We start from the raw sequence: 11,555 nt of genomic DNA on the forward strand, positions 1-11,555 counted from the left end.
TCCTCTGTGTTGCCGCGCGACGCGCGGGGAAGCTGTCCGGGGTCGGAGATGGGGCGCCGGCGGCACCGATCAGCGACAACAACGACAGGTCAACACGCCCGCAAGCCTACCCGGCATCCGGCGCCAGGTCGACTGGAGGCCACTGCCCCGGCTCGGCGAGCGGGGCGTCGCGCACATCGAGCCCGTCCTCACCGACGGTCGCGACCGCGAGCAGCAGCGAGTAGGAGGGGATCCCCTCGAAGCTCTGTCGACGGATGATGGCGGCCTCCGCCGTGCCGGGCAGCTGCGCGCTGCGCTCGACGACAGCAAGCCACGGCGTCCACCAGCCCTCCTGGCTCCCGGCAGCCTCTGCGGCTTCGCGGAACTCCGGCAGCCACTGGGCGATGCGTGCGGTGTCGGCATCGTCGACGTCGTCGTGCGCGACCATGTGCGTCCCGGGCGGCAGGTCGGTCGTGCTGACCGAGACCCCGTCCCACGACACGACCCGTGCGGTGTGCGCGGTGACCTCCACGAGGTTGAACCCTCGCATCGGCGGGTGGCCGGCCGGGGCGCGTCCGGCGACGGACTCGAGGGCGACGCTTCCGCGGGTCTGCACCTGCTCGTCCGCACGGTCCGAGAGGTCTGCGCGATTGAGCAGCACGGCGAGTCGGCGCACGGCGGGATCGGCGGCCAGCCACGCGCCACCCGCCCGCGCGTCACGGATGCCGATCACGCCGGGGTAGGCATCCGGCCACCACGGCCCGAGCCGATTCCACGCCCTGCCCGGGTCTTCGTCACGCACCGCCAGCAGCCGCACCGGCTCGGGCGCATGCTCCGGCACTCGGATGATCACGGTGCACATCGATGGCTCCTCCGCCGGCGTGGGATGATCGAGCCGTGTACGTCATCGTCGGAGTGACGGGCGGGATCGCCGCCTACAAGAGCGTGCAACTGGTGCGCCTTCTCGTGCTCGATAGTCATGAGGTGCACGTGGTCCCGACCGAGGATGCGCTGCGCTTCGTGGGCATCCCCACCTGGGAGGCTCTCAGCCGCAATCCGGTCACCACCTCTGTGCACGACGATGTCGCGAAAGTCCGGCACGTCGCGCTCGGCCAGGCGGCCGATCTGATCGTCGTGGCGCCCGCGACGGCGAACTTCCTCGCGAAGATGGCCGCCGGACTCGCCGACGACCTGCTGGGTACGAGCCTACTCGCCACCACGGCACCGGTCGTGGTGGCACCGGCCATGCACACGGAGATGTGGCGGCACCCGGCCACTGCGCACAACATCGAGGTGCTCCGCGGGCGCGGGGTGCACGTCGTCGGCCCCGAGGACGGGCCGCTCACCGGCGGTGACGTCGGACCGGGCCGGATGACCGAGCCCGAGCGGATCCACGCCTTCGTCGCCGGCCTGCTCGGCCGTGCACGCGACCTCGCCGGCGTCCGGGTGGTCGTCACCGCCGGCGGCACGCGCGAGCCGATCGACCCGGTGCGCTACATCGGCAACCGCTCCAGCGGTCGTCAGGGGGCTGCGGTCGCCCTCGCCGCGGCCGATCGCGGCGCGACCGTCACGCTGATCGCCGCGCACGTCGAGACCGACGCGGTCCTGCCCGCGAGCGCGCACCCCGGCATCGACGTGGTCCGCGCGGAGACCGCGGAGCAGCTCGCGAAGGCCGTCGCCGCGCACGCCGTCGAGGCGGACGTCGTGGTGATGGCGGCGGCCGTCGCCGACTACCGCGTGGCCGAGGCATCCGATCGCAAGCTCACCAAGGAGGAGACGGGCGGCCAGCTCACCCTGTCGCTCGTGGCGACGACCGACATCCTCGCCGGGCTCGTGGCGGCGCGACCGGACGGTCAGACGATCGTCGGCTTCGCCGCGGAGACCGAGACGGATGCCGCCAAGCTCCGCGAACGCGCACGTCGCAAGCGCCGGCGCAAGGGAGTCGACCTCCTCGCAGTGAACGAGGTCGGGTGGGAGAAGGGTTTCGAGTCCGCCGACAACGAGCTGATGTTCCTCGGGTCCGCAGACGAGGTGATCGGCTCGGCGTCCGGGACAAAGCGCGAGGTCGCCGACGCCCTGTGGGACGCGGTGCGCAGCATCCGTCTGCCCTGAATCTCAGATCGCCTCGATGACCTCCCGCTCGCCGGGAACCGCGTCCTGCACGATGACGCCGTCGGTGAGCCGGCGATATCGACGGAACGCGATCGGCACACCGCGCGCGGTGGTCCAGTCGAGCGAGTCGGTGGCCTGCACGTGCACACAGGGCTCCGTGCTGTTGCCGGAGTTGCCGCACGCCGCGAGCGGTTCACCCACGGCGACCGTGTCGCCGAGGCGCACACGGAGGCTGCCGCGACGCAGATGCACGAGTCCGACGAACGGTCCGCCGGGCGCCGGCGCGATCACGACGTGATTGCCGGCGATCGCGGCGACACCCTGCCGCACCCGATCCGCCTGGCCGAGCAGATACGGCAGGAGGGTCAGCGGCGAGCGCCGGCCGACGTGGTCCGGCTCGCCGTCGTGCACCGCGACGACGGCGCCGGCAAGCGGCGCGAGGATCGCTCGTCCGAATCCGGCGAAGGTCTCCGGCGCCTCCGAGGCGAATCGCGAGCGCCAGGTGTTCGGCGCGGAGCGCCCGCTCTCGTCGACCCCGACAAAGTCGATCGCGTACGTGATGCCGAACAGGTCCGTGCCGTGGCTGGGCACCCGGCGGGCGGGGCTCATCTCGGCCCGCCATCGCCCGGTGAACGGCAGCTCGAGCAGCACCGCGGGTTCCGGCATCCTCCCATTGTGCGCATCCGAGCGTCCGCGAAACAGGGGCGTGTCAAGGGCCGTGCGGCCGGTTCCGCCACGGCATAGCCTCGATCCGCACGTCGGGAGGAGCAGTCATGGGTCGAGCGCGCAGAAGCGCCGTGCGCATCGGTGCGCTGCTGCTGGTCGCAGCCTGCCTCACCGCCTGCACCTCGATCCCCCGCGACCCCGACGGCACGCTCGAGGAGGTCACCGGTGCGACGCTGCACGCGGGCGCGTCGGTGAGCGGGCGGCTGGTGACGGATGCCGGCGGTCAGCCCGCCGGACCCCTCGTCGACCTCGTGGACGGGTTCGCCGACAGCATCGGCGCCGAAGTCGAATGGTCGCTCGGCAGCGAGGAGGATCTCGTGACCGGGCTCGAAGACGGGGACCTCGACATCGCCGTCGGCGGGATGACCTCCGGTACTCCATGGATCGACCGCGCCGGCATGACACGCGGCTATCCGGGGATCGCAGGCTCCGACGGCCGCGACATCGTGATGCTCGTGCCGCTGGGCGAGAACGCGCTGCTCAGCGCGCTGGAGACCTACCTCGATGCGGAGGTCTCCTCGTGAGCACGACACCGGGTCTGAAGACGCTGGGGCGCACCGACCTGCCGCCCGAGCAGCAGGTGGCGCTGCGCAGAGCCATCCGGCTCGAGTGGATCACGATCGGCTACACCGCGGTGACGATCGTCCTGATCGCGCTGGTCGTGGGCAACTCGCAGGCGATGAAGACGGCATGGATCGAAGACATGCTCTCCCTCGTCCCGCAGATCGCGTTCCTGATCGCGCTCCTGCTGATCCGCAGGCCGCCGTCGCGGCGGTTCCCATACGGCCTGCACCGCTCGATGGGGATCGGGCACCTCGTAGCCGGCCTCGCCCTCCTGATCATCGGCGGCAACCTCGCCATCGAAGCGGTCACCGGCCTGGTCGCGCAGGATCATCCGACGATCGGAACCGTGCAGATCTTCGGCCAGACGATCTGGCTCGGCTGGCTGATGGTCGCGACGATGCTCCTGGTGATCATCGGGCCGTTCTTCTACGGACCGGCCAAGCTCAAGGTCGCGCCGGTCCTGCACAACAAGGTCCTCTTCGCCGACGGCGACATGGCGAAGGCCGACTGGCAGACCACCGTCGCCTCGATCGTCGGCGTGCTGGGCATCGGGCTGGGCCTGTGGTGGCTGGACGGGGCCGCCGCGCTGTTCATCTCGATCGGCATCGTCTGGGACGGCGTGAAGAACACCCGCGCGGCGATCATCGATCTGATGGACGAACGCGCGCGGACGTACGACGGCAAACACCCGCATCCGCTCCTGGCTGACGTCGTCCGCGAGTTGGAGTCTCTGCCCTGGGTGGCCGAAGCGGCGGTGCGCATGCGCGACATGGGCCAGGTGTTCCACGTGGAGGCGTTCGTGGTGCCGCGCCGCCGTCGTGTCGCCGTCGACGAGATCGAGGCGGCGCGACAGCTGATCACGGAGATGGACTGGAAGGTGCAGGACGTCGTGGTCGTCGTCGTGCCCTCGCTGCCGGACGAGGCCGCCCGTGCCGGACGGTCGTAACGCACCGTCATGCAGTGTCATAGAGGGCACGGCTTCGCACCCGACTCGGCGCATCGCGCGTACGGTCGAGGTATGACTTCTCTGCCTGCGGCCGGCGCCGACGATCGATCCGAGAGCGGCGACCGGGTGCTCGAGCCGGTGCGCGGGCTCGGCGCGTCGCTGTCGGCGGACGAGTTCAAGGCGCTGTTCCGCGGCCACCCTGGGGGCGTCGCGGTCATCACCGCGTACGGACCCGACGGCCCGGTGGCCCTCACCGCGACCTCGGTCGCCTCCGTGAGCGCCGAGCCCCCGCTGCTCATCTTCTCCATCTCGGCGCTGTCCTCCGCGACCCCGACGATCTCCAACGCCGAGAGCATCGTCGTGCACCTGCTCGACGCCGATGACCTGCACCTGGCGAAGCTCGGCGCCACCAGCGGCGTGGACCGCTTCGGCGACGAGTCGTCCTGGACCCGGCTGCCGACGGGCGAGCCGGTGTACCTGGGCGTGCGCGCGTGGGTGCGGTGCGTGATCGTCAACCGGATGGATGCCGGTGGTTCGACGGTCATCGCCGCGCACGCCGTGCAGGCGAGCATCGGCCGTGACATCGAGCCCGGCCAGACCGGCAACGCGCTCGTGCACCACAACCGCACGTGGCACCGGCTGGGCGAGCACTCGCGCCTGGACTGACCGGCCCCGCGGGCGCGCATGTTTCCGTCCGTAACGGGCGACGCGCGCTGAGGGCACGGGCGACGTAGTCTCCCTCCATGCCCGTACGACAGCACACCCTCGCACCCGGCGCTCCGGCGCGCTCCGCCCGATGAGCGCCGCGGAAGAGACCGCCGGCGAAACCCTCGGCTTCGCGACCCGTCAGATCCACGCCGGCGCCGAACTGGGCGACCGGCATCACGCGCGCGCAACGCCGATCTATCTGACGGCGGGCTTCGTCTTCGATGACTTCGAGCAGGCGAACGACCGGTTCGCCCAGCCGGACGACGGCTACAGCTACACCCGCGTGGGAAACCCCACCAACGCCGCGGTCGAGCGGCGCATCGCCGACCTGGAAGGCGGGTCCGGCGCGCTCCTGCTCGGCAGCGGCCAGGCGGCCGTGGCCACCGCAGTCCTCGCACTCGCGGCATCCGGCGACCACATCGTCTCGGCAGCCAGCATCTACGAGGGCTCGCGCGAGCTGTTCCGCGACAACTTCGCGCGCCTCGGGATCGAGTCCTCCTTCGTCGCCGACGCCAACGACCCCGCGCAGTGGGAGGCCGCCATCCGGCCCGAGACCCGGGCGCTGTTCGCCGAGTCGATCCCGAACCCCAAGAACGACGTGCTCGACATCGCCGCCGTCGCGGCGGTCGCCCGGCGCCACGGCATCCCGCTCCTCATCGACAACACGCTCGCCACGCCCTACCTGCTGCGCCCGCTCGAGCACGGCGCCGACATCGTCATCCACTCGGCCAGCAAGTTCCTCGCCGGGCACGGCACGGTCCTTGGCGGCGTGATCGTCGACGGCGGCCGGTTCGACTGGGGCGCCGAGCCCGACCGGTTCCCGCACCTCGCACGGGATCCCCGCGCCGACGGGCGGACGTTCGTCGAGCGCGCCGGCCGTGCCGCGTTCCTCTCATACGCGCGGTCGGTCATCGCGATGCGCCAGGGTCCGGTCCCCTCCCCGTTCAACGCGTTCTTCATCCTGCAGGGCATCGAGACCCTGTCGCTGCGCGTCCAGCGCCACTCGGAGTCGGCGCTGCGGATCGCCCAGTGGCTCGAAGCACACCCGGCGATCGAGTCGGTCGATTACAGCGGCCTGGCCTCGAGCCCGCACCGTGCGCTCGCCGAGCGCTACCTGCCGCTCGGGCAGGGCTCGGTGTTCTCCTTCACGCTCCGCGGCGGTCTGCCGGCCGCGCGGACCCTTGTGGACTCCGTCCGGCTGTTCACCCGGATGACCCACCTCGGCGACGTGCGCTCGCTGGTGCTGCACCCCGGGACCACGACGCACGTGAACCGCTCGGAGGAGGATCGCCTCGCCGCCGGAATCGGCCCGGGGCTTTTGCGAATCTCGATCGGACTCGAAGACGTCGACGACCTCATCGCGGACCTCGACCGGGCGCTGTCGGCCGTCGCGGCCGCAGAGCTCCTGGAGCGGGCGGGCATCCGATGACCAAGCAGCAGCATTTCGGCTGGTTCCTCTCCCGCGGCTTCGGGCCTCACGGGTGGGCGCGCCCGTACTACGAGTGGAACTACCCGTGGCAGAAGCCGGGCCTCTACCAGGACAGTGCGCGCACGCTCGAGCAGGCCGGGTTCGACTTCGTCCTCATCGAGGACGCGCTGTCGGTCGGCATCAGCCCGGAGACCCTCGATCTGCGGGTCCGCAAGGCGTACGGCGGGCCGAAGCACGACCCGTGGACCCTCGCGCCCTACCTGTTCGCTGCCACTGAGCACCTGGGCGTGATCCCGACGGCGAACCCCGCGGGGTGGCATCCGTACACCGCGGCCCGGCAGTTCGCGTCGCTGCAGCACCTGTCCAGCGGGCGCCTCGGCCTGAATGTCGTGACCGACGTGGGTTCGGCGCATCACTTCGGCCAGGAGCGGCTGCCGCACGACCGCGCCTACGACCGCGCTCAGGAGTGGCTCGACGCCCTGCGCCTCCTCTGGCGCAGCTGGGACGAGGGCGCGCTGATCGCCGACCCCGAGACGCAGATCTACGCCGACGGCTCGAAGATCCGCGCGGTCCAGCACCGCGGCGAGTACTGGTCCTTCGACGGACCGCTCAACGCCGAGCCCCTGCCGTTCGAGCCGGTCGTCGCCTCGCCCGGGGGCTCGCCCCGCGGCATCCGCTTCGCCGGAGAGAACTCCGAGATCCAGCTCGCGCTGTCCAACCTCGACGTCGACGCGGTCCGCGCGTATCGCGAGAAGGTGCGCGCCGACGCGGTCGAGCACGGCCGGGATCCGTCGTCGATCAAGACCATGTTCGTCTTCAAGCCCATCGTCGCCTCGTCGGTCGAAGAGGCCGATCGCATCGTCGCCGCCTCTGCAGACCCGGACGAGGCCGCGCTGCTCGCGGTCGCCGAGGCCTGGTCGAGCGATCTGGAGACCGACCTGACGAGCCTGGACCTGGATCGCCCGCTGAACCCCGAGATCTTCGGCCAGCACGTCTCGCAGGGCACGATCAAGGGTCTGCGGGGCCGCTTCGACTCGTTCGAGGGCGTGCCGTTCCGCCAGATCCTCGCCGGCAAGGCCCGCCTCGGGCGGATCGGCGACGGCATCAGCGGCACCGTCGGCACTGCGGACGAGCTCGCCGACGTGATCGAGGCGCTCGGAGACGACGCCGACAACGACGGCCTCATCTTCTCCGGCGATCTGCACCCGGTGACGCTGCACAAGGCGCTGGACGAGCTCGTGCCGATCCTGCGGCGCCGCGGCATCCTGCGCACCGAGTTCGCCGGCGGAGGACTTCGGGGCAACCTCGACGCGTTCTGAGCCGAGGCCTCCCCACTTGACCCAATCGGCCCCTTCCCCGCGCCGGGAAGGGGCCGATCGGGTCAAGTGGGGGTGGGGGTGCGTACGATCGCCGCGTGCCCCACAACAGGTCCTGCCTCGCGGCGAGCGCGGAATGCCGCGGTGCGGTGGCGGATGCCGCACCGCTCGCACTGTGCGAACTGCACTACGCCGTGGCCGGCGACTGGAATGCGCGGTCCTCCGGCCTCGTCGACGCGCTGCCCGCGCCCTGCCGCCTGTGCGGCTCATCGCTGGGCGTGCGCTTCCCGTCGGGCTGGCTCTGCGCCGAGTGCGAGTGGCGGCACGGTGACATCGTCGACGCAGAGCTCGCACCCCCGCGCCTGGACATCGTCTACTACCTGCGCTACGCCGACCGCGTGAAGATCGGGACGACGGCGAACCCACGGCAGCGGCTGGCCGCCATCATGCACGAGGAGGTGCTGGCGTTCGAGCGGGGGGATCGGATGCTGGAGCGCCGACGTCACGCGCAGTTCGCGCTCGAGCGGTACGAGCGGACCGAGTGGTTCCGGCTCTCGGATCGGATCCTCGAGCATGTCGACGCGCTCCGCGGGGGCACCGCCGACCCGTGGGCGGCGCTCGCCCGATGGCGGAGCCGCGCGGCGGCCGCGACGCTGACCTGACCGGCACTCCTACCAGATGCGGCCTGCCAGCGGGAGCACGGCGCCGCCGCTCTAGGCTGGAACTCCGCGCCGACAGCGAGGAGCTGGGCATGTCGTCATCGAATCCCTACGAGTCACGGCCCTGGCTGGCCGCCTACGCGCCCGGCGTGCCGGACGAGATCGGCGAGGTCGAGCAGACGCTCCCGGACATGATCGATCAGGCCGTCGAGGCGTACGGGCGTCGCACGGCGCTGGAGTTCTTCGGCGCGACCACGAGCTACCGCGAGCTGGGCGAGCAGATCGAGCGCGCGGCCGAGGGCCTGCGGCGACTCGGTGTCGGGTTCGGCGACCGGGTCGCGCTTGTGCTGCCCAACTGCCCGCAGCACGTCGTGGCGTTCTACGCCGCCCTGCGCCTGGGCGCCGTGGTCGTCGAGCACAACCCGCTCTACACCGCGCGCGAGCTGCGCCACCAGTTCGAAGATCATGGCGCTCGCTTCGCGATCGTCTGGGACAAGGTCTACGACACGGTCGCGGACTTCCCCTCCGACCTGGCCCTCGACGCGATCATCAGCGTCGACCTGACCGAGGCGCTGCCGTTCGGCAAGCGGGTCGCACTGCGCCTGCCCGTTCCGAAGGCGCGCGCGGCGCGCGCGCAGCTGACCGGCACGCCCGAGGCGCGGCATCCGCTCTCCTGGCGCTCGCTCGGAAAGCACCGGCGCATCTCGCCTCGCCGCCCGCGCCCCGGGCTCGATGACACCGCGCTGCTGCAGTACACGAGCGGCACCACCGGCTCGCCGAAGGGCGCGATCCTCACGCATCGGAACCTCCGCGCCAACGCGATGCAGGGCCGCGCGTGGGTGCCGGGGCTGCACGAGGGCGAGGAGACCTTCTACGCCGTGCTCCCGCTGTTCCACGCGTACGGGATGACGCTGTGCCTGACCTTCGCGATGAGCATCGGCGCCAAGCTGGTGCTGTTCCCCAAGTTCGACCTGAGCCTTGTGACCGCGGCGAGCCGGACCAGTCCGCCCACCTTCATGCCGGCGGTGCCGCCGATCTACGACCAGCTCTCGCGCGCGTCCGAACGGGGAACGATCGACGTGTCGACCGTGCGGTTCGCGATCTCAGGGGCGATGAGCCTGCCCGTCGCCACCGTCACCCGGTGGGAGGAGGCCACCGGCGGACTCCTGGTGGAGGGCTACGGCATGACGGAGACCTCGCCGGTCGCGCTCGGCAACCCGATCGGACCGAGCCGTCGCCCCGGCACGGTGGGGGTGCCGTTCCCGAGCACCGAGATCCGGGTCGTCGATCCCGAAGACCCCACCGCCGACCGCCCGGAGGGCGAGGCAGGCGAGCTGCTGATCCGCGGGCCGCAGGTGTTCCAGGGCTACTGGGGCAGGCCCGACGAGACGGCGGCGTCACTCCTGGAGGACGGCTGGCTGCGCACCGGCGATATCGTGACGGTATCGCCGGACGGGTTCGTCACGGTGGTCGACCGCCTGAAGGAGCTCATCATCACCGGCGGCTTCAACGTCTCGCCGACGGAGGTCGAAGAGGCGCTGGCCTCGCACCCCGACGTGGCAGCGGCCGCCGTGGTCGGTCTGCCGCGCTCCAGCGGCGGGGAGGACGTCGCCGCCGCGGTGCTGCTGCGCGATGGAGCCACCTTCGACGCGGACGCGCTGCGCGACTTCTGCCGCACGCACCTCACCGCATACAAGGTGCCCCGTCGCATCGTTCAGGTCGACGATCTGCCGCGCTCGCTGATCGGCAAGGTGCTGCGCCGGCAGGTCCGCGATCAGCTGTTCGCCGAGCGGTCCGCGGGCTGAGCCTCGAGCAGGCCGCCGACCGCGTTCACGGGCTGACCCCCGCACGAAGACAGGTGATCTCGCCGCAGCAGGACGATTCTCGCTGAATCGTCCTGTGCAGGCGAGATCACCTGATCCGGTGAGGTCCGGACGCTACGCGGAGACCGAGGCGGCGTTCCGCTTGGGCAGCACCCATCCCGCGCGCGGGAAGTGGCACGTGTAGCCGTTCGGGTACTTGATGAGGTAGTCCTGGTGCTCCTCCTCGGCCTGCCAGAACGGGCCCTCGGGCTCGATCGTGGTCACGGCCTTCGCGGGCCACAGGCCCGAGGCATCCACATCGGCGATCGTGTCGCGCGCGACCTGCTCCTGCTCGGGCGAGAGCGGGAAGATCGCGGAACGGTAGCTGGTGCCGCGGTCATTGCCCTGCCGGTCCTTCGTGGACGGGTCGTGGATCTGGAAGAAGAAGGCCAGGATGTCACGGTACGAGGTCTTCGTCGGATCGAAGACGATCTCCACAGCCTCGGCATGACCCGGGTGGTTGCGGTAGGTGGCGTGGTCGTTCGAGCCGCCGGTGTAGCCGACGCGCGTCTCGAGCACGCCGGGCTGGCGACGGATCAGGTCCTCCATGCCCCAGAAACAGCCGCCCGCCAGGACGGCGGTCTCGGTGCCGGGGGTCCGGGTGACGGCTCCGGTGTCGGTGGGTCCACTGGTCATGATGCGTTCTCCTTGTCGGTTGCAGTATCGGTCGCCGAGCCTGTCGAGAGCTGCGGGAAGAGCCTGCGGTACTCACCGTAGCCCTGCTCCTCGAGCTCGGTCGCGGGGATGAACCGCAGCGCGGCTGAGTTCATGCAGTACCGCAGACCCCCGGCATCCCTCGGTCCATCGTCGAAGACGTGCCCCAGGTGGCTGTCGGCGCCGGCGGAGCGCACCTCGGTGCGCTTCATCCAGAGCTTGCCGTCGACCTTCTCGGTCACGGCGGCGGCCTCGATCGGCCGGGTGAAGCTGGGCCATCCGGTGCCGCTGTCGAACTTGTCCGTGGACGAGAACAGGGGCTGCCCCGAGACGACGTCGACGTAGATGCCGTCCTCGTGGTGGTTCCAGTACTCGTTGCGGAAGGGCGGCTCGGTCGCGTCGTCCTGGGTGACGCGGAACTGAGCGGGGGTGAGGCGACTGAGGGCGTCGGCAGTCGCGCGGTAATCCTGTGACATGGTGCTCCTGTTCGTTATGGGACGCGGCTGGCTGCAGCGTCAGAGAGGAGAACGGATGCCGCCCCTCATTTGGTCCCGTGAAGCTGTGAGCGAACCGTGAGTTCTGGTTTCGGCATCCCGCACC

The 11,555-nt window shown here is 70.9% G+C and carries 12 protein-coding genes; 8 read left to right on the forward strand and 4 right to left on the reverse strand.

The window, feature by feature from the left end; translation table 11 throughout:
• Window positions 1-106: 106 nt before the first annotated feature.
• A complete protein-coding gene (locus BLT19_RS00730) occupies window positions 107-841 on the reverse strand; it encodes an NRDE family protein (RefSeq protein WP_091485023.1) in 735 nt (244 codons plus the stop codon).
• A gap of 35 nt (window positions 842-876) precedes the next feature.
• Between BLT19_RS00730 and coaBC the strand changes: the two genes are divergently transcribed.
• Window positions 877-2,091, forward strand: coding sequence for a bifunctional phosphopantothenoylcysteine decarboxylase/phosphopantothenate--cysteine ligase CoaBC (gene coaBC / locus BLT19_RS00735; protein ID WP_091493019.1), 1,215 nt, complete (start codon window positions 877-879; stop codon window positions 2,089-2,091).
• 3 nt (window positions 2,092-2,094) lie between these two features.
• Here coaBC and BLT19_RS00740 read toward each other — a convergent pair whose 3' ends face one another.
• Window positions 2,095-2,757 (reverse strand): M23 family metallopeptidase, encoded by a 663-nt coding sequence (locus BLT19_RS00740; protein ID WP_091485025.1) that lies wholly within the window; start codon window positions 2,755-2,757, stop codon window positions 2,095-2,097.
• A gap of 107 nt (window positions 2,758-2,864) precedes the next feature.
• On the opposite strand from BLT19_RS00740, the gene BLT19_RS00745 reads away from it, so the two are divergent.
• The 7 genes from BLT19_RS00745 to BLT19_RS00775 all read left to right on the forward strand — a co-directional run bounded on the left by BLT19_RS00745 (window position 2,865) and on the right by BLT19_RS00775 (window position 10,244).
• Window positions 2,865-3,341, forward strand: coding sequence for a transporter substrate-binding domain-containing protein (locus BLT19_RS00745; RefSeq protein ID WP_091485027.1), 477 nt, complete (start codon window positions 2,865-2,867; stop codon window positions 3,339-3,341).
• The gene (locus BLT19_RS00750) at window positions 3,338-4,327 is read left to right on the forward strand and encodes a cation diffusion facilitator family transporter (RefSeq protein ID WP_231917723.1); all 990 of its coding nucleotides are present in this window, start codon (window positions 3,338-3,340) and stop codon (window positions 4,325-4,327) included. The genes BLT19_RS00745 and BLT19_RS00750 overlap by 4 nt, the downstream gene beginning before the upstream one ends.
• Window positions 4,328-4,399: 72 nt before the next feature.
• Window positions 4,400-4,993: a flavin reductase family protein gene (locus BLT19_RS00755; RefSeq protein WP_091485030.1), complete on the forward strand. Its 594-nt coding sequence runs from the start codon at window positions 4,400-4,402 to the stop codon at window positions 4,991-4,993.
• Window positions 4,994-5,123: 130 nt separating this feature from the next.
• Window positions 5,124-6,464, forward strand: coding sequence for an O-acetylhomoserine aminocarboxypropyltransferase/cysteine synthase family protein (locus tag BLT19_RS00760; RefSeq protein WP_091485033.1), 1,341 nt, complete (start codon window positions 5,124-5,126; stop codon window positions 6,462-6,464).
• Window positions 6,461-7,783, forward strand: a complete 1,323-nt coding sequence (locus BLT19_RS00765) for an LLM class flavin-dependent oxidoreductase (protein WP_091485036.1) — start codon at window positions 6,461-6,463, stop codon at window positions 7,781-7,783. Before BLT19_RS00760 ends, BLT19_RS00765 begins: the two co-directional genes overlap by 4 nt.
• Window positions 7,784-7,878: 95 nt before the next feature.
• Window positions 7,879-8,442, forward strand: coding sequence for a GIY-YIG nuclease family protein (locus tag BLT19_RS00770; RefSeq protein WP_091485037.1), 564 nt, complete (start codon window positions 7,879-7,881; stop codon window positions 8,440-8,442).
• Between the two features lie 89 nt (window positions 8,443-8,531).
• Window positions 8,532-10,244, forward strand: a complete 1,713-nt coding sequence (locus tag BLT19_RS00775; RefSeq protein ID WP_091485038.1) for a long-chain-fatty-acid--CoA ligase — start codon at window positions 8,532-8,534, stop codon at window positions 10,242-10,244.
• 132 nt (window positions 10,245-10,376) lie between these two features.
• On the opposite strand, the gene msrA is transcribed toward BLT19_RS00775, so the two are convergent.
• The gene (gene msrA, locus BLT19_RS00780; RefSeq protein ID WP_091485039.1) at window positions 10,377-10,937 is read right to left on the reverse strand and encodes a peptide-methionine (S)-S-oxide reductase MsrA; all 561 of its coding nucleotides are present in this window, start codon (window positions 10,935-10,937) and stop codon (window positions 10,377-10,379) included.
• Window positions 10,934-11,431: a peptide-methionine (R)-S-oxide reductase MsrB gene (gene msrB, locus BLT19_RS00785; protein ID WP_091485040.1), complete on the reverse strand. Its 498-nt coding sequence runs from the start codon at window positions 11,429-11,431 to the stop codon at window positions 10,934-10,936. Before msrB ends, msrA begins: the two co-directional genes overlap by 4 nt.
• Window positions 11,432-11,555: the final 124 nt, after the last annotated feature.

Origin of the sequence: Microbacterium pygmaeum (genome assembly GCF_900100885.1) — a bacterium.
Lineage (GTDB): Bacteria > Actinomycetota > Actinomycetes > Actinomycetales > Microbacteriaceae > Microbacterium > Microbacterium pygmaeum.